The 19,154-nt window shown below is 63.6% G+C and carries 12 protein-coding genes; 4 read left to right on the forward strand and 8 right to left on the reverse strand.

Features of this window, described 5'->3' with window-relative positions; translation table 11 throughout:
- Positions 1-380 precede the first annotated feature (380 nt).
- On the forward strand, positions 381-806 hold the full coding sequence (locus GSQ92_RS17170) for a DoxX family protein (protein WP_158803883.1): 426 nt from the start codon (positions 381-383) through the stop codon (positions 804-806).
- Positions 807-1,066: 260 nt separating this feature from the next.
- Here GSQ92_RS17170 and GSQ92_RS17175 read toward each other — a convergent pair whose 3' ends face one another.
- Positions 1,067-1,702 (reverse strand): TetR/AcrR family transcriptional regulator, encoded by a 636-nt coding sequence (locus GSQ92_RS17175; RefSeq protein WP_158803882.1) that lies wholly within the window; start codon positions 1,700-1,702, stop codon positions 1,067-1,069.
- A 198-nt stretch (positions 1,703-1,900) separates the two neighbouring features.
- On the opposite strand from GSQ92_RS17175, the gene GSQ92_RS17180 reads away from it, so the two are divergent.
- Positions 1,901-3,499: an efflux transporter outer membrane subunit gene (locus GSQ92_RS17180; RefSeq protein ID WP_254065755.1), complete on the forward strand. Its 1,599-nt coding sequence runs from the start codon at positions 1,901-1,903 to the stop codon at positions 3,497-3,499.
- A 541-nt stretch (positions 3,500-4,040) separates the two neighbouring features.
- Here GSQ92_RS17180 and GSQ92_RS17185 read toward each other — a convergent pair.
- From GSQ92_RS17185 to GSQ92_RS17215, 7 genes are all read right to left on the reverse strand, one after another.
- Complete coding sequence (locus GSQ92_RS17185; RefSeq protein WP_158803880.1) at positions 4,041-5,297, reverse strand: glycosyltransferase; 1,257 nt, start codon at positions 5,295-5,297, stop codon at positions 4,041-4,043.
- 27 nt (positions 5,298-5,324) lie between these two features.
- A complete protein-coding gene (locus tag GSQ92_RS17190) occupies positions 5,325-6,239 on the reverse strand; it encodes a hypothetical protein (protein ID WP_158803879.1) in 915 nt (304 codons plus the stop codon).
- A 279-nt stretch (positions 6,240-6,518) separates the two neighbouring features.
- The gene (locus GSQ92_RS17195; protein ID WP_158803878.1) at positions 6,519-9,524 is read right to left on the reverse strand and encodes a glycosyltransferase; all 3,006 of its coding nucleotides are present in this window, start codon (positions 9,522-9,524) and stop codon (positions 6,519-6,521) included.
- 142 nt (positions 9,525-9,666) lie between these two features.
- Positions 9,667-11,481 (reverse strand): tetratricopeptide repeat protein, encoded by a 1,815-nt coding sequence (locus tag GSQ92_RS17200; protein ID WP_158803877.1) that lies wholly within the window; start codon positions 11,479-11,481, stop codon positions 9,667-9,669.
- Positions 11,482-11,877: 396 nt separating this feature from the next.
- On the reverse strand, positions 11,878-13,269 hold the full coding sequence (locus GSQ92_RS17205; RefSeq protein ID WP_158803876.1) for an HlyD family type I secretion periplasmic adaptor subunit: 1,392 nt from the start codon (positions 13,267-13,269) through the stop codon (positions 11,878-11,880).
- Positions 13,232-15,514, reverse strand: coding sequence for a peptidase domain-containing ABC transporter (locus GSQ92_RS17210; RefSeq protein WP_216850233.1), 2,283 nt, complete (start codon positions 15,512-15,514; stop codon positions 13,232-13,234). Before GSQ92_RS17210 ends, GSQ92_RS17205 begins: the two co-directional genes overlap by 38 nt.
- 272 nt (positions 15,515-15,786) lie before the next feature.
- Positions 15,787-15,927: a hypothetical protein gene (locus GSQ92_RS17215; protein ID WP_158803875.1), complete on the reverse strand. Its 141-nt coding sequence runs from the start codon at positions 15,925-15,927 to the stop codon at positions 15,787-15,789.
- 11 nt (positions 15,928-15,938) lie between these two features.
- Here GSQ92_RS17215 and fusA point away from each other — a divergent pair, with 11 nt between their 5' ends.
- Both fusA and GSQ92_RS17225 read left to right on the forward strand, forming a co-directional pair.
- The gene (fusA, locus tag GSQ92_RS17220) at positions 15,939-18,035 is read left to right on the forward strand and encodes an elongation factor G (protein ID WP_159013778.1); all 2,097 of its coding nucleotides are present in this window, start codon (positions 15,939-15,941) and stop codon (positions 18,033-18,035) included.
- Between the two features lie 123 nt (positions 18,036-18,158).
- A complete protein-coding gene (locus GSQ92_RS17225; protein ID WP_159013779.1) occupies positions 18,159-19,154 on the forward strand; it encodes a hypothetical protein in 996 nt (331 codons plus the stop codon).

Raw genomic sequence — 19,154 nt, forward strand, 5'->3', positions numbered from 1 at the left:
CAGAAGCGAATCGCTCAAGTACCAGTCGTCGCACGAAAAGCCGGGCTAGGCGAGGGACAAATTCCTTGCAGGAACTTCACTCGAAACCTGTCTCTGGAGTGCAGGAAGATCAGAAGCCGGCCGTTTCGCCCGGACAGACAGACCGACAGGCCGGCTTTACGGGCGAACGAGAAAGACTGGCAGCCGTTGGCATTGGAGGCTAGATTTGCCGCCCAACAACTGGCGAGTCGGGCCAGGCGGATTCGCTTGAATGGCCGATAGAAAGATACAGACGATCATTCTCGTCGACGTTGGTGCTCCCAGCTTCGCGCGGAGGAATGTCGTCATGCATACCAACGCGTTCGGCGCGAAGGATTTCAAATGATGAGGGTATCAACGTGATGAATGATTTTGGCGCGAGTAAAGTTCGAAACGAAGTTCTTCTCGTGGGGCGGATTCTTTTGATGGCACTCTTTCTCATCTTCGGATGGGGAAAGTTGATGAATTTCAGCGGAACCGAGGGCTATTTCGCGCATATCGGCACGCCGATGCCCGTTCTCGCCACGGCAATTGCGGTCATCATGGAGGTCTTCGTCGCGTTAGCGATCATCATCGGCTTTCTGACGCGACCCTTGGCGCTTCTAATGGCGCTCTACACACTCGGCACAGCACTCATCGGTCACCACTACTGGTCGGTGACGGGACCGGAGCATATCGAGAGCATGATCAATTTCTACAAAAACGTCAGCATCATAGGCGGCCTTTTCGTGCTGTATGTCAGCGGCGCCGGTAGATACTCCGTCGATGCGGCTCTCAGACTAGCCTGAGGCGGCGGACGACCTTTTGAAGTTCGGTGGCTCGGGCGAGGATGTCTTCGATTCGAACCGTGCTTACTCCACCACGTCATGCTCGGCGAAGGCGGGCGCCCGCGGCCGAGCATCCACGCCTTTGCTTGCGAGACGAAGAAGGCGTGGATGGCACGCCTTCGCGCGCCATGACGGAGCTTTAGACCACAGTTCAGTATTAGATCATCACGCCCTGCGCTCGAAGATTGCAGGCCCTCAAAGACTGCCGCGTGTCCGGCGGATCAGCGCCCCGGTGGGGCGTAGGATTTCAGGAACAGGCTAATGGCGCCTTCGACGACACGGTCGACCTCCGCCGGGTCGGCCGTCTCGATCAGCCTCAGCCGCGCGCGCATGACGATCTTGGTCTGACACAGCGCGAAGAACTGCTCGGCGGCAAAGGCCGGATCCGGCACCACCAGCCGCCCGCGCGCATCCTCCTGCGCCAGCCATTGCGATAGGTAGCTCAGGGCGCGCTGCGGCCCGGCCTCGAAGAAGGCACGGGCGAGTTCGGGGAATTTGCCGGCCTCGGACACCACCATGCGGTGGATCGCCTGCCGGAAGGGCGACAGCAGCATCTCCATGATTACCATGCCGAGCCGGCGGAGGATCTCATCCGGCGCCTCGATCTCGGATGGGGTCTCGAAGATGGGCTTTACCCGCTCGTCGCAGCCATCGGCGACGAAGCTGCTGAACAGGGCCGCCTTCCCTGGGAAGTAATTATACAGCGTCCCCTTGGAGACTCCGACCTCCCGCGCGATCTGGGCCATGCTGGCACCTTCATAGCCATCCCGCGCGAAAATCCGGCCCGCGCCATCCAGGATCGCCCGCCGCCGCTCAGGCGAGAGGCTGTCGGAAATGCTGTCGTCTAACCCGCTCATTGTGATCCATCCGCGCCCGGCGCCGTTTGACAATGACGGGGACGTTCCTATCATACAAGACGATAACCGAACGGTTCGGTCATCGGTCCTAACCCTGGCTCCAGGATGCGTCTCCAGGCCGCGCCGCAGGGAAGCACTGCGCTGCCCTAAGGGTGCGCGGCGAGGTATTGAATGTCGCGTGACGGAGCTGGGGAGCAAATGCTGGTGGTGGCTACAGCGGGCAAAGGGCACAGAGGCTCCTTCCGTCGGGCAATTGCTCGGACAGGTATTTCGTTAGTTGCTTTGACGGCTGCCAGTTGCACGGTTGGGCCAGACTACCATCGTCCCGTATCGCCCCTTAACCCTCTCGGCTGGTTCTCAAATCGGCCACCGCTCACTGCTGCCAGTCAACCTGTCGCGAAGCCCGCCGACATCGCCTGGTGGGAGAGTTTTCGCGATCCGGAGCTCAATTCGCTGGAGCAGCGGGCAGCCTCACAGAATCTTGACGTGCAGACCGCGACCATCCGGGTGGCGGAGGCGCGCTACAGCGTGGGCGTTACCGCGGCGGGGTTCTTCCCCACGGCCTCCGGCAGCGCGGTGGGCGCCTATGTCAAGCCGAGCGATAACGGGCTTTCCCTCGGTGGCGGCGCGCCGTCCGCCAGCTCGACGGGCCAATCCTCCGGCAGCAGCGACATCAACCCGCTCTCGATCTACCAGTACGGCTTCGACGCCATGTGGTCGGTCGATCTCTGGGGCAAGGTGCGACGCCAGGTTGAGGCTGGAAACGCCCAGCTCGAAGCGACCGAGGAGGAGCGACGTGGCGTTCTCATCCAGACCATCGCCGAGGTGGCGCGCGACTATATCCAGCTCCGCAACGCCCAGGCGCAGCTCATCATCGCGCAGAACAACGTGAAGACGGCGCAGAATCTTCTCAGCCTCACGCAGCAGCGCGCAACCGCCGGCCTGACCAACGAACTCGACGTGGCGCGGGAGCAGGCACAGCTCGACACGACTCTGGCGACGCTGCCGCTGGCGGAGCAGCAGGTGGCCGCGCAGATCAATGCCTTGAGCCTATTGCTCGGCGAAGGTCCGAACGCATTGCGGTCGGAATTGCAGCAGACCGAGGTCGTGCCGCCGACGCCACCGAAGATTCCCATCGGTCTGCCATCCGAGCTGTTGCGGCGGCGGCCCGATATCGTTGCGGCGGAGGCCAATCTTCATGCGGCGACGGCCAATATCGGCGTCGCGGTCGCGGCCTTCTTCCCGAGTTTCAATCTTCTGGGCTCGTTCGGCTTCCAGGCTGACAATACCGAGAATCTCTTCAACCTCGCGGCGCGGACCTACATCCTGGGCGGCGCTGTATCCGTGCCGATCTTCGAGGGCGGCAAGCTTGTCGATACCCTGCATCTGCGCCGCCAGCAGCAGCGCGAGATGATGATCGCCTATGACAAGACAGTGCTGCAGGCTTTCTCCGATGTCGACAATGCGCTGACCGCCTATGACAAGGAGCAGCAGCGGCGGCGCGTGTTGCGCAAGGCGGTTCAGGCCAATGAGCAGGCGCTCGGCCTGGCGCAGCAGCGCTACACCGAGGGCATCGCGACTTACCTCGATGTGCTCAATGCGCAGCAGGCCGTGTTGACGACTCAGCGCGATTACCAGGACAGCACGGCAAAGGTCGCGACTAACTTGGTCGCGTTGTATCTCGCGCTAGGCGGCGGCTGGGAAGATGTCTTCCCAACCCCGGGCATCGAGGCTCCGCCGAATGCGTCCGTCGGTCAAACGTTGAAGACGGCGATTACACGAGGCAATGCGAGCTGAGGCGCGGTAGCCGCTGACAGGAGGTTTCATGACTCCTCGTCGCAGCGAGCGGCGCCGTAGTCGTCACAGCGCCGCTCAATATGCGGTTACTCCGATACTTGCCTGACGTTTTGAGGTTTAAGGGCTATCGGCAACGTCTTTCCAGCTTTGATCCAGGCATCGCGCAGTTTCTGCATTGCGGTGATATCAAGCCAAAACATGAGCTCCAGCCCGGCGCTCTTCGGACGAAATCGATGTGGGCGAATTTCTGCTAGCTGACAATCCTGATGCCGAAGTCTGCGTCTCGCTATTTGGTTGCAGGCGTGGACCGTACCAGACAACACTTTCCAAACGGTTTCGCTGGCAACAAATTTGCGGTGAGGTCGATTAGCTACCACCCACATCGGCGCAGAAACTGGCGGTACGGCGCGCGTCTCTTAATGCTCGCAAAGCGTGCTTGTTGGGAGCTGAGTACCAAGTGCTAACAAATACGTCTCGAGCAGACATGTAGTCTTGCCCCTCTGAGGATGACGTCCGCAGCCTTGGCCGGCGCCGGTTTTCACTAGTTCTTCTTCTCTCTCGCGCTCCGCGCCAAGGTCTTGCCAGTCAGTCGTTCGATGAGATCGCCGTAGTGGCGAAGGTAATCGCGCAGATCGAGTTCGCGCTCGGCAAAGGCGCGCGCGCGAAGCCGCAAGTCGCGGTTGAGTTTGCGGTCCTGCAATAGGCGCAAAACCGAAGCGGCCAATGCCTCCGGGTCGTGGAACGGGGTGAGGAGACCCGTCTCCTCATGCGTGATGAATTCATGCACCGGCGTGGTGTCGCTCGCGACGATGGCGCAGCCGATTGCCATCGCCTCGCGAAGGGACCAAGAGGCGACGAAGGGATAGGTCAAATACACATGCGCGTCCGAGCGGCGAAGTAGCTCGACATGCGTTTCGAACTGCACTTGGCCCAGGAAATGAATGCGAGACAGATCGAGCTTGCCCGCGAGTTCAGCTTCCATATGCACGCGCCAAGTGGTGCCGTCGGCGGGCGGTGCGCCATAGCCCGTGCGATCAATGCCGACGATCGACACATGCAGTTCCGGATTGGCGTCCAGCAGATGCGGGAGGGAGCGCATGAAGCTATGGAAGCCGCGATAGGGCTCCAGGTTGCGAGCGATGAAGGTGACGAGCGGCGCGCGGGGCGCAAGCTTGTAGCCATCCGGCATTGTAAAGATTCGAGCCGCACGCTGAGTGGGACTGCAAGTTTGGAGATCGACGCCTTCCGGCAGCAATTCTATGCGACTCCTTGCCCAGTCCGGGTAGGTATTCCGCTGCCATACCGTCGGCGTCTGCCCGATGCAGTTCTTGAGATCGAGCGCAAGCAGGTTGACGGCATTTTTCGCGCGCACGCCGGGGAAGCTCTGCTCCGGCATGACGAATTCCGGATCAAAGCCGACATCCTGGCCGGCGACATTGTAGTAGAATTCAAAATAGCCAAGCAGCGGCGTCGAGGGGAAGACGTCGCGCAGGTTCAGCAACTCGCCCCAGCCATGATGACCGATGATGATATCGGGGGTAAAGCCGAGAGCCTTGATCTGGCGCGCCGCGGTGGCGGCTGCCTCCCCGCGCCGCAGCGCAAGCTCGAACTCCCGCGCATGCGGATGCACGACCGCTTCCGAGATGCGCGGCGAGACATAAGAGACCTTGCGAACCTCCGGCATATGGTTCGCATTGGGCTCGCTCAGGAAGATGACCTCGTGGCCCGCCTCCGTCAGGGATCTCACGAGGTGGAAGAACTGCCCCGGGAAATTCTGGTGGACGATGAGAAATCGCAAGTCGGCCTCGTCAGACGGTGCGTGATCTCAGCGGCGGCGTGGGGGTACCTTCTTCGCGGCCTCGGCGGCGGTTGAAGCGGGCGTTGGTGCCGGGGCTGGCTTAACCACTGCGGGCTTAGGGACAACCTGCGGCTTGGCGGCCTTCGCCGGGTCAGCCGACACGGGCACGGCCTGGACCGAGGCGGTGCCGCTCGCTTTTGCAACGAGCGAGATGCGTAAAGCCTCGAGTGGCGCGAGGGCTGCGGTTTCGCAACTCTCGTCCGAATCCAACGGACCCACTGCCGAGCCGTCCACGAAGGTCGCCTCGTAGCTCAGGGCATAGCGCTCGGCGGCCTTAGGGCTGAGCTTGATCTTCACGCCGAGGATCGGGAGGGCCATGCCACGGCTGCCGCAGAACTGCCCAGCCTCTGACCACGGCGACAGCCAGCCGCGGCCGAGCACGGCCTGATAGGTGATGTCAGCGGGCGTTAGCCCCTCAGGTGGCGTAATACTGAAGCCTTCGATCCATTTGCGGCCGCCTTGGTCACCGAGCCACTCTCCGAAGGGCCGGCCGACATCGCCCGCCCGTTGCATATGCGCGACGACGTCGTGATGCCCGCTCAGCACCATGACGGGAGCCGGCGCGGCGCCAGCCACGGGTCCGGCCTGCGGCGCCTCCTTGGTCGGAACCGAATCGGTGAGGCGCAGAACACGCAGCTTTGGTGGATTTTCAGGTCCTGTCGCACTTTGGTAGATCGTGACCAAAATCTGGGCCGGTCCGTTCTGAACCCGGATCAAAGCGGAATCACCCGCCCCATCCAGCCATCCGTCACTGCGAAAGCCGGTAATCGCGACACGCCGATCCGCCGGGTCAACCGCCGAGATGCGCACACCGGCGAGCACGCCCTGCGGCGGTGGCGTCGAGCCATTCACCAGGCAAAAAAGCCCTGTGTCGAGCGTCATCAAGTGCGCGGACGCCTTAATCTCCTGGATCCGGTCTTCCGCGGTCCGGGAGGGAACTTGCCTTTCGGCCTGGGACATTTCGATGCCTCATAAAAATGGTAATTCCGCGACAGCGCATCGCGATGGCGATGCTCCGCCTTACGGACAATGCCGCAGACTGCAAAGTGACGCATTGATCTACACTGCGGCCCGCGCCTTGCCCACAAGCGCCGCATGCAATTCTCCAAGCTTTCCCAATCTTCAGCGCGCCAATCCGCATCCCTTTTCAGCGCAAGCCTGTCAGCCGGGGTGACCCGCGAGTGCTAGCAGGGAGTTGTTAATGCCAGCCGAAGGCAGTGCCAGCGGCAGCACCCATCCGCGTCCTGTGGCCCGCACACGCTCCGCCTGGGTGCCGATATCGAACACCGCGACCCGCAGCCCCGCCGCCCAGGCATCGCTGAGCGCGAAGCACCAGGTTTCCGGCCAGACCGAGGGTATGAAGCCGATATCCGGCGCTTGAGCCGCGATTTCCGCGGCCGCCCGGTCCTGTGGAAAGCGGTAGGTGACGAAGGCGCGGCCCGTGTCGATGAGGCGCGAATCGTCATGGGTATAGCCGACGACGATGAATTCCAGCGGCAGGTCGCGTCGCGCGGCGTCCCGGGCGCAGCCAAGCAGGACATCATAGCCCTTCTCGGTGCCGAGCGCGCCCACCACCGCGACACGCCGCCGTCGGCCCCCGGGCGGGCTATGCGGCGGCGGACGCTGAGCCGGGATCGCTGCATCGTCCTGCCAAGGGCGGACCTGCGCGTGAAGCTCGGGAATGTAGCGCCGCAGCCGCGTCGCGACATCGGCTGATGGCAGGATGATCGCGCGGGCGGTCGCCATATCCTCGCGCGTGCGTCGCCTGAGCGCGCCGACGCCAATCGGCTCCCGTAGCCGGCTCCCGAGATCCGCGACGCAAATTTCGCACTGCGCCTCATCCGGCTCGCCGCAATAGCGCCGCGACTCGCTGACCAGCGCGACACGCGGGCAGACCGAGGCATAGTCATGCACATGAATATCGAGCGGAACACCGAGGCGTTCCGCCAAGGACAGGATTGCATGATCGTGGCCGAGCTGATGATGCAGTTCGACGTGCCGCACATGATCACCGCGCAGCAAATCCACGAGTGCGTCTAGTTCTTCGGGTAGCTGGAACCGAAGATTGGGAAAGTCGCGGCGCCAGACATTCGCTCGCGCATCCGGCAGTTCGATGATGCAGCCGCCGCTGTCATTCGGCCGCAGGATAATCGGTCGCAGCCCTTCGGCGGTCAAAGCAGCGGCACGGGCGCCGATCTGGCGCTCCACTCCGCCGCCCTCGTCATGAGTGATCAGGATGACCGAGGCGCTGCGCCGTTCCGCTTCCCAGCGGGCACGGTCAAGGCGATGGCGGGCGGGCGCCAGCGGGTCGGCATCGAGATGCGCAGTGATTAGGTCGCGATAGCCGGGGTGCAGCGCGTCGAGGATGCCAAGGTTGCGCCTGAGCAGGTGTTCACGCGCGGCACCGAAGGACAGGCCACCGATATGGGCGACAAAAATCCCAGGCGCCACGACGTGCCGCCAGCCGAGATGGCGGGAACGGAGGCAAAAGTCGTTCTCCTCGCCATAGCCCTGTGCGAAGAGATCCTCGCGGAACCCGCCGGCCTCTTCGAGGCAGTCGCGGCGGATATACATGCAGAAGCCGACGCTGGTCGGGATCTCGACGACCGCCTCGCCGTTCGCGCGCGCCGCAAGGCGATCGATACGGTCGAGCATGCGCCGGTCCGGCGGCGGCTGGTGCTCGTCACGTCGCGGATAGCTCAGGATCGTGGCGTCGTTCGAGAGCGGCGCGACCGAGCCGATATCGGGCGCCGAATGGGCTGCACGTCGCAGCCTTTCGAGCCAGCCGGGCGGCACCAGCGCATCGCTATTGACCAGCACGACATCCCGCCGCCCAGCGGCGCGCATACCGTCATTCGCGCTGGTCGGGAAGCCGGCGTTGCGGGCGTGGCGGATGAGGCGGATGCGCCGCTGTCGCGCCAGTTCATCCAGCGCCCGCACGAGCGGCGGCTCGGGCGAGGCATCGTCCACGACGATGACGGGCGTGCCCGCAGGTACTGTGCCGAGGACGCGCTCGAGGCTGCGCAGGGTTTCCGCCCCGCCGCCATAGACTGGCATGACGACTGCCGGACCGAGTTGGCGAGGCCGCGTTCCGGTGGGCGGCGGACGTTCGGGGACCCAGGTCGCGGCGGAGATCGGGAGCAGAGCAGGTGGTGCGGTCCGCCGCGCTGGGGGCAGAGCGAGGGGCGTCCGATGGGCAAGCAGCCGCGCCCCGGCGTCCGCTGCTTCGGCCCAGAGGCTGGGCGCAAGGGGACTACCAGTGAGATCGCGACCGAAGACGTCCCTCACATGCAGCAGGCCGGGCCGCGACGGCAGCGCCTCGGCGGGCAGGTGAAAGGCGAGCGGTCGGGTGAGGCCGTCCAGATTGGGGAATTGCGCCATGCCCTCGGGCGTGATGCCGATCGGCGCGAAACGACGCGTCGCGCTTTCGATGCGGAGGGCGGGCGCCAGGTTGGGATCGGCAGGGAGCCAGGCCCAGCCTAGCAACCCGCCATCCCTGGCCTCCACGAAGCCCTCGCTGCGGCGGCGGCGCATGAGGTCGATCGGGCTTCCGAGCAGGGCACCGTCTTCCGTCTCGACCGACAGGCTGAAGGCGCCAGCCGCGGCGGCGGGCAGGAGGTAGCCGGTCTCCGTCTTCGCCAGCCGGGCCGGCCGGCCATCGAGGGCGAAACGCGGTGTTCCCTCCGCGACGGCGACGACATTGCCGCTGCCATCGGCGCCGCACCAGCCTGGCCGGCCGGTCGCCCGGGCGAGCCCCGTAACCGTATCGCCGAAACCCGCATCCTCTGGCGGGGCGAAGCGCATGAGCAGGGCGGCAACTGCTTCGGCTGCTGCTTTCGGCGTTCCAGCCATCCGTGTCGCCGCGATCAATCCGCCATGGGCGGGCAAGGTATCCGATCTTCGGATGAGATCGCGGAAGACCTCGATGGCGCGGGGGTCGTGCTGCCGCACGAGGACGAGGCCGAATAGGAAGCTGACCTGGGTATCGTCAGGCCCCAGCCGATAAGCGCGATCCGCCCACCGCCGAGCACTGGGCAAATCCCCCGCCATGAGCGCGGCTTGGCCCTTGGTCCAGGCATCGAGCGCGAGGTCGATCGGTTGCGGCCGGCTCTTCTCGCCATCGGCCATGAGCCAATGCAGGCTATGCGCGCCGTGGACGCCGCTCATCGGGTGGATCGCCGGGCCTGCGTGTGGAGCATGGCCCTTCCTAGCGCCGCAAAGGATGGAGCGCGATTGCCCTTGAGCGCGAGAAAATCAAGGTTTCGGTCCTAGGATCGCGCAGCGCGAACATGAACGTCATCGCCATGTTCTAATTGTGAATAAGCTGCGGACCCTTGACCGTTTCGGCGGCAGCATTGCTTTCAGGGGGCGGCACAGCCGCTGCGGCCGCGGCTGCTTTATCCGCATTGATCAGTGCGAGTTCAGCGGCGGCCTCCCTGACGCCATTCTGTGCGGCGCGGGTGAACCACAGCTCGGCCTGAACGGGATCGGCGGGGCCAGCCAGGCCACGTCGAAGGTAGCGCCCGAGCATGAGCTGCGCTTGCGGATGGCTCCTTTCCGCGGCATCGCGGAACCAGCGGAGGGCAAGGCGGCGATCCGTCGGCAGGTCATGACCGCCGCCGTAAAGCGCGCCTAGGCCGAACATCGCGCCGCCATGCCCATTGGCGGCCGCCTTCTCGAAGAGTTTCGCCGCCTCGAAGTGATCGCGTGCGCCACCACGCCCATTGACCAGCATCTCGCCCAGCGCGACCTGCGCCTCCGTCATGCCGAATTCCGCGGCCTTGCCGAACCAGATGCGCGCCCCGGCCGGGTCCGCCGGAACCCCGGTGCCGTCCGCCAGCATGCGGCCGTAGTGGTATTGCGCATTGACGACGCCATCTGCCGCCCGGCGCATCCAGAAGGCCGCTCGCTCGGGATCCTGCTCGATGCCGAAGCCCCGCGAAAGGCAGACGCTGAAATTAAAGGCGGCCATGAGGTCGCCGCTTTCCGCCGCCTGCTCGAACCAGGAGCGCATGCGGTCGGTATCCGCCTCGCGCACATTGCCCTCGAGCACGAGATTGGCGAGGTCGACTTGCGAGCGCTGGTTGCCCGCGGCAGCAGCGCGTTCGAACCAGACCGCCGCTTCCTCGGCGTTGCGGCCAACCCCTGCGCCGGTGAGGTAGAGCATCCCAAGGGCCCGGGCCGCCGTCGCATGGCCGCCTTCAGCCGCGCGTTGGAACCAGATCGCCGCCTCGGCGTAATTCGGGGGCAGGTCGCCGCCGCGCGCGTAGATGTCGCCGATGAGGGTTGCCGCTTCGATATCGCCCGCAAGGGCTGCGCGGCGCAGCCATGATTCGCCGCCGACCGGATCGGCCTTGCCGCCACGACCCTCGATAAGGGCGAGGCCAAGACGCGCCATGGCCGCGCGAACTCCGGCCTCGGCGGCCATCTTGTAGAGGATGACGGCTGTCGCCGGGTCCTTTGGCAGGCCCACGCCATGCTCGAGCAGGACGCCGCGAAGATACTGCGCCATCGGCAGCTTTAAGTCGGCTGCGGCGGCGATCTGGCCGACGCCCCGGGATTGCAGCTCCGGGTCGGTTCCGGCACGGCGCAGCAGTGAGAGCCCAAGTCCGAGCATGCCCTGGGCGCTGCCGGACTCTGCGGCGCGGCCGTACCAGCTCTCCGCCTGTTCGAGATTTTGGATCGAGTCCGGCCCGACACTCATTATATAGCCGAGCAGCGCCTGGCCGTCGGCGGAGCCGGCTTCGGCTGCGCGCCGCGCCCAGCGTTCCGCCGTAATGAAATCCGGCTGGCTCGCGCGATCATCGGCGAAGATGCCCGCGCCGCTGGTGATCGGGCCATCCTCGGTCTGGCCATTGACGAGCAAGGTCGCTAGGGCGGATTGCGCCTCGGCATGGCCTTCGGTCGCGGCGAGTTCGAGCCACCGCCGGCCCTCGGTGCGGCTCGGCGGCACGCCTTTGCCCTGAAGGTAGCAAAGTCCGACGCGATATTCGGCGGCCGGCAGCCGGGTCTGCGCGGCGCGGGCGACGAGCCGAAAACCTCCTTCCCGATCACCTGATTCGATCAGCGCCTCGCCCTTGGCGAGGAGGCGGGCCGCGCTGCTGCCTTTGAGCCAACCCAACACTTAGTTCAGTCCTTCCAATCCGCCGGTCCTGGAGCACCGCTGCGCTCCGTCTGATTTTAGGTCGATCGCCTCGCCACGTCACGATGTGCCCGCCAGTGCGGAGCGGAACCTCATCCACGCCGCTCTCCGGCGGAGCCGGTTTGTGGTTGGCGCTATCCCTGCGAGGGATCGGCCGCCACGGACGCCAGCCGAGGCGACCCCCCCACCATCCGCGCGCCCGAAGAGACGGGCGTGTCCGACGTGCCACCGAGTCCGCAAATCGGTCGATGAGATGATCGACACCACCTCCACCTCCGCCGAACCGCTCGAATTTCGCCTCGCAAGCCGGCTTTCCGAGGGTTCGCACGATGGTAGCGAGAGGAGAGCGCCCAACCTCTCGCCAAGCATCGCGCAGGATTAATTGGGTTCGCGCATTCCGGTGCTAAAGGCGGGCAGGATGCGTCTCATCATATATTCCATGATGGTCCGCCGACCGACCTTCACATCCGCGTCGATCGGCATGCCAGGTTCGAGCGTGAAGTTCTGCGGCGTGTCATGCAGCTCCTTGGCATCGAAATCCACGCGGGCCTGGTAGAAGAGGGTCTGTGGCGCGGTGCCGCTGACGCTCGGCACATCACCGCTCTGGACGTCCTGCTGATTGAAGGAATCGGCGCTGACCGATGCGATATGGCCTTTGATCGACCCATACATGAGGAAGGGCAGGCTCTGCAGCTTGATCGTGACCGGATCCCCGACGCCGACATAGCCCGACTGGGTACCGTCGATATCGATCTCCGCCTGGAGTGGTGCATTGAGCGGCACGAGCGAGAGGAACTGCTGGCCGCTTTGCAGCACCGAACCCGGCGATACCCGCGCCATGGTCAGCACCATGGCATCTTGATCGGCGCGCAGATCGACGAGTTGATGGACCTTGGTATCCTTCGTCAGTGATTGCTGCGCGGTCGCAAGGGAGTTCGACGCCTGCTGCAGTTGTTGCGACAGATTCGAGAACCACTGCTGGATGAAGGCACCCCGCTGCGCGACGGTGGAAGCGATATTCCCAAGCGCCTGCTTGGCGGCGGACTGCGCGTCCGCGAGGCTGCCCGCCATGTTCAGCCGGTTATCCGCCGCGGCGAGCGAATCGAGCCGGCTGCCCACCTGCATCTGCTGCAGCCGGTTGCGCATGTTTTCGACATTCGCCGCGAGTTCGAGGCGCTTGCCGTATTGATTGATATCCGCCTGGGCGTGTTCGTATGTCGCCTGGAGGCCGGCGATCTGCTGGTCGAAGTTCTTGACCCCGTAGAGGTACTGGGCCTGCAGCTGGTTATAGGTCTCGAGCTGCAGCTCCGACTGCGCATTTGCTGAGCTCGGCACATAGGGTTTGTTGCCGATCTGCGCCTGTAGCCGCTCGATCTGAGCGGTGTAGCTATCCACCTGCTCCTGGTCCGCATGGCTATCGGCCATGGCAAAAGTCGGATCAAGCTCGGCGAGGAGCTGCCCCTTATGCACGATCTGACCACGACGCACGTAGATGTTGCGGACGATCGACGTCTGCAAAGGCTGCATCATCTGCGTCGGCACCGTCGAGACCAGCTTACCCTGCGCGGTGACGACCTTGTCGATCTTCACGACGGTCGCCGCGACCAGGCAGCCTATCACCGCCGTGCCGACCAACGCAGAAATGTATCGCGCCGAGCGCGGGATAGGCGTGGCGATCAGGGCTGCCGTAGGGGACTGGAATTCCAGAACCGCCAGGGCGTTGCCCTGAGGATCAGTCCCCTTGGGCGAGGACAGGAGTTGGCGAGCCATGACGGGTATTCCCCTGATTTTCGACCATGTGGCGGTTCTGCTGTAGCCACAGCATGCGATAGACGGCGCAGCGCTCGACGAGCTCCGCATGGGTACCGCAGTCCAATACCGTGCCCTGATCCATCACGACGATGGCGTCGCAATCGACCAGCGAGGCAAGGCGATGGGAGACGATCACCATGGTCCGCCCGGCGCCGATACGGCGGAGATTGGCATTGACCAGAGCCTCGCTCTCCGGATCGAGGGCGCTTGTCGCCTCGTCCAGGATCATGAGTCGCGGATCGGTGATAAGCGCGCGGGCAATCGCCAGACGCTGCCGCTGCCCGCCGGAAAGATTTGGCGAACCTTCCTGGATGAAGGTGTCGTAGCCCTGCGGCATCCGCTCGATGAATTCCTCGGCGCCGGCGAGGCGCGAGGCACGCACGACATCCTCCATCGTGAGGCCGGGACGTCCGCTGATGATGTTGTCGCGGATCGAGCCACGGAATAGGAAGTTCTCCTGCAGCACGACGCCGAAGTTGCGGCGGAGGTGGCGCAGGTTGATCGAGCGGAGTTCTACACCGTCGATCTTGAGGAAGCCTGAATAGTCGCGGCTGATTCCCTGGAGCAAACGGGTAATGGTAGATTTGCCCGAGCCGCTGCGCCCGACGAGGCCGAGCATCGTGCCGGGAGGAACCGAGAAATTGACGTCATCCAGGGCCGGACGGCGCGAGCCGTGATAAGTGAAGGAAAGGCTGTCGAACTCGATCGCGCCAGCGAATGTTGGCCTCAATCCGCGGTCGATCCCCTTGATTTCCGGGGGATTGTTCAAGACGAGCTGCGCCTCGCCCATTGTCGCGCGCACTTCCTCGAATTCTTGGATGAGCTTGGCGAAACTGACGAGCGGTGAGGCGACCCGCATCGACAGCATCGAGAAGGCCATGAGCGAGCCGATGGCCGTAGCATCGCCAGAGGTGAGGGCCAGATAGGCGCCCAAGAGCATGGCGCCATATTGCGTGTAGCGCTGCAGCGGCAGGGTCAGTGTCGAGGGCCACAGCGCCAGCCGGCCGGCCTGCAATCGCAAATCACCAGCATGGGCGACGTCCTGGTCCCATTGCGCGTAGCGGGTAGATTCAAGAGCCAGCGATTTCACTGTGCGAATGCCGTGAATGCTCTCGATCAGAATGGAGTATTTCTGCGATTCGGCGCTCGATACCTTGCCGGCGAGGATACGGAGGGGGCGCAGGAAGCAGGCGATGACCGCCATGATCAAACCCGCCGCCACCAACACCGTCCAAGCGAGCGTCGCCTCCATATAGAACATGATCGGCAACAGGACGAGCAGCATGGTCATGTCGATGAAGGTCGTCAGCAGCTTGCCGGTAATGAAGTCGCGGATGCGATAGACCGAGCCAAGCGCGTGACTGATGAGACCGGATTGGGTCCGCTCGAAATAATCCAGCGGCAGGGATAGCAGGCGGCGGAAGATATAGAGCTGAATCTTGGCATCGATTCGCGTCGAGGCGACCTGCAAGAGACTGCCGCGGGCATGCTCCAACACCGCGTCGAGCAAGACAGCGATGACCAGAATGATCGACACCAGCAGGAGCGTGCTCATGCTGTGATACTCGACCACGCGCTGCACAGAGGTGAAGACGATCAGGATCGGGACGATCATCAGGAAGGTGATGATCAGCGATGTGAAAGCGACCGTCCGCAGAATCGAGCGCTCGACCATCACAAGCTTGGCGAGGAAGCCGAAACTGAGTGGCGCCTCCTGCTCGCTATCGCCGCGCGCGGGGCGGATGAGCACGGCTTCCCCATCCCAGACCTGGGAGAGGCGTAACTCGTCGACCGGCACGGACACGCCGCCACCGCCGAGCGACGGCTCCTTGACGAAGATCACATTGCGGGCGGGGTCGACCTCGACCATCAGGACCGCGCCCGAATCCTTCATGAGGAGCATGACGGGTCCGGCCGATTCGAGGCGCATCAGCTGCTGCCATTTCATGCGGACGGCCTTGGCCCAGAGCCCGCATTCGCGCAGCCACTCCACCAAAGCGGCGGGGGAGGGATTGGGCTCGGCGGGGTCGATCCGGAAGGTTGTCGGATCAAGATCCACGCCGTGATAGCGCGCAATCGCCAGCGCGCCGACCAGCCAGCTGTGCATGCCAGGGTCCTTGCCGATCGACGCTTCGTCGATGTGGCCGGTTGTGCCACCATCTCCGCGGTCGGGCCTCAATTCCATCTCGTTCTGACCATCCACGGGTCGATCACCTTATTCTGTGATGAGCGGCCCCCGACCACCTGGCGGGAACCTGGACATCCGCAGCCAATGCGGCGCGGAAGCGCCGGTGCCGGTTCTAGACTAGCCTGTACGGATGCCCCCACGACACTAGTTTCTTGTGCGGACCCAACCGAAATGCTTGTCGTATTAGGCTTTTATGATGCCTTCGCGGCCAAACTATAGCGGTAAAACATTACGATCCGTTAATTGCAGGCCAGCAACATTTCGGTCAGGCAAGTTACCCTTTCGGGTCACAGCCTCGCCCGCGCCGGGCCGCGCACGCTTGCTAAAATGGCCGTCTTGGCGCAAAAGCTCTCGACGACAACACCGGCAATGGGCTGGAACGTGACCAGGCGCGCGGGGATGATGCCCTTGCCGCGCTTTTCTTGCATGGAGGCTGACCGTGACCAGCACTACGCCGCTATCCCATCTGCGGAACATCGGCATCACCGCCCATATCGACGCCGGCAAGACCACCACGACCGAGCGGATTCTCTATTACACGGGCGTCTCCCACAAGATCGGTGAGGTGCATGATGGGAACACCACGACTGATTATATGGACCAGGAGCGGGAGCGGGGCATCACAATCACCTCCGCCGCGGTGACCTGCGAGTGGAAAGGTCATCGAATCAACATCATCGATACCCCCGGCCATATCGACTTCAATATCGAGGTTAACCGTTCCCTGCGAGTGCTGGACGGCGCCATCTTCATCATCGAGGGCGTGGCCGGCGTGCAGCCGCAGTCCGAGACCAACTGGCGTCTCGCGGACCGCTACAACGTCCCCCGCATCATTTTCATTAACAAGCTGGACCGCACGGGCGCCGACTTTTTCCGCGCCTTCGCGACGCTGAAGGAGAAGCTCGACATCATCGCGCTGCCTCTACAGCTCCCGATCGGGATCGAGGACGGCTTCCTGGGCGTGGTCGATCTGGTCGAGATGAAGGCCATCATCTGGGAGGGCGGGGAACTCGGCGCCGCATTCCATGACGAGCCGATCCCGGAGGACCTCGTCGAGCAGGCGGCGGAGTATCGCCAGCTTCTGCTCGATACCGCGCTGTCGGTCGATACCGTCGCGATGGAGGAGTATTTCGACAAGGGTGACGTCTCAGTCGAGACGCTGAAGCGCTGCATCAAGGCTGGCGCGATCAGCGGCGCCTTCCGCCCCGTGCTCTGCGGCACCGCCTTCAAGAACAAGGGCGTGCAGCCGCTGCTGGACGCCGTGCTAGACTTTCTGCCGTCGCCGATCGACGTGCCCGGCATCAAGGTCGCGGCCGAGGAAGGCGAGGAGGATACCCCCGAGGCGCTGGCCAAGCGCCGCGTGATTCCGGCCAATCCCAAGGCGCCCTTCGCCGGCCTCGCCTTCAAGATCATCAACGACAAATACGGCACCCTGACCTTCGTGCGGGTCTATGCTGGCACGCTGAAATCCGGCGACATGGTGCAGAACACCACGAAGGACCATCGCGAGCGCATCGGCCGTATGTTCCAGATGCATGCCGACAAGCGCGCGGAGATCAAGGAAGTGGAGGCTGGCGACATCGCCGCCTTCGTCGGCCTCAAGGACACCACGACGGGCGATACCCTCGCCTCGAATGACGACCCGGTGATCTTGGAGCGCATGGCCTTCCCGGTGCCCGTCATCGACATCTCGGTGGAGCCCAAGACCAAGGAAGGCATCGAGAAGATGACCCTGGGTCTGCAGAAGCTCGCCAGTGAGGATCCGTCACTTCGCCTGAAGACCGACCAGGAGACGGGTCAGACCATCCTCTCCGGCATGGGCGAGCTGCATCTCGAGATCATCATCGATCGTCTACGCCGCGAGCATGGCGTGGATGCGAATATCGGCGCGCCGCAGGTGGCCTATCGCGAGACAATCTCCAAGCCGCATACGCATACCTATACTCATAAGAAGCAGTCCGGCGGCTCCGGCCAATACGCCGAGGTCAAGATCATCTTCGAGCCGCAGGAGCGCAACGCGGGCGTCGCCTTCGAAAACAAGGTGGTCGGCGGCTCGGTTCCGAGGGAATACATCCCGGCGGTCGAGAAGGGCATCAAGGTCCAGTGCGAGACCGGCGTGCTGGCCGGCTTCCCCACTGTCGACTTCAAATACACACTCGTCGACGGCAAGTATCATGACGTGGACAGCTCGGCGCTGGCCTTCGAAATCGCCGCGAAAGCCTGTTTCCGCGAAGGCATGAAACAGGCCGGCCCGATCATCCTGGAGCCGATCATGGATGTGGAGGTCACGACCCCCAACGATCATGTCGGCGATGTGGTGGGCGATCTCAATCGCCGCCGTGGCATGATCCAGAACCAGGAGAGCTCTGGCTCGACGGTCATCGTGCGGGCGCATGTGCCGCTGAAGGAGATGTTCGGCTATATCTCCCACCTCCGCAGCATGACCAAGGGCCGCGCGTCCTTCACCATGCAGTTCCACCATTACGATCCTGTTCCTCGCAATGTCGCGGAAGAGATCATGGCGAAGAGCGCCTGAGACCGGGCGGACCGAACCGAGAAGGGCCGGCGGGAGCAATTCCGCCGGCCCTTTTCGTTCCTGGGAATCGGCCACGAAACATTCGCTCTTGGCAACGAAATCGAGGCACGCCAGGATGCGGCGATGGGATTGGATCATCATCGCTGGAAGGCTTTGGCGGTGGCGTCGGTCACGACAGCCGCGACTTTGTTGGGCGTCTCGGTCGCTTCAGCCACGTCCCGGTCGATGTTCAAGCCGCCCTTCGATTTCTCTATTCGCGACTCGCGCCAACCGCCCGCGCCTGGCGGACCTCGTCCTTACACCGCAACCGGATTAAACGCCGCCTGGAGCGTGATCGCGTGGAATATCCCTGGCGGCGACCTGCCCTCGTTCCAGCGGTCGAAGAAAGGAGCCGACACGATTTTCGTCTCGCATGCCGCGGAGGCCAGCGTCACGGTCGAGCAACAGCCGGATGGTCAGGCGAGGTACAGTCTCTCGCAGGATGGCGCCGCACTCCCCTGCAACACATCTGAGGGGAGACCGCGCGAATCGGACCTCTTCGCTCATCCAAATGAGGCGCAGAATAAATTTGAGACGAACGCCCATCTGGCAAAGACCGGCTCGGTAAAAATCAACAATCTAGCGAGTCTGATAAGTGTCGCCACCCTGAGCTACAGCGCGCGGCTAAGCGTGCCCCACCGCGAATGTCCGGTCGCTCAGGGAGCGGCGGTGATCGCGCTTATCTTACGAGATCCCGTGGATCGCCAGACGCTGTTCTATCAAGTTGAACTGAGCCAGGCTTGCGGCCTCCAGCCCGATCCCCGCGCTGCGCGATGTGAGCATCTCGCTAAAGTGCCGCGTCCCAATTTCTTCGCACGCACGGCACCCTTCGGCATCGACGATCCGTTGCCGCTGCATGGGCAGCCGTTTCTCTCCAATAGAGAGACCAAGAAACTTAGCATTGATCTGCTTCCACGCATGAAAGCCGCCATTGCGGCCGGACCAGAAGGGATGAGCCGCGACCCATCTCATTGGACAGTCACCGGCTATTATAACGGCCAGATCATTTTTGGCGGGCTACGCATGGAAACAACTTGGGCGAATGTCTCACTCATCGCTGTCGACAAAAAGCAGGACTAG

Origin of the sequence: Acidisoma sp. S159, assembly GCF_009766125.1 — a bacterium.
Lineage (GTDB): Bacteria > Pseudomonadota > Alphaproteobacteria > Acetobacterales > Acetobacteraceae > Acidisoma.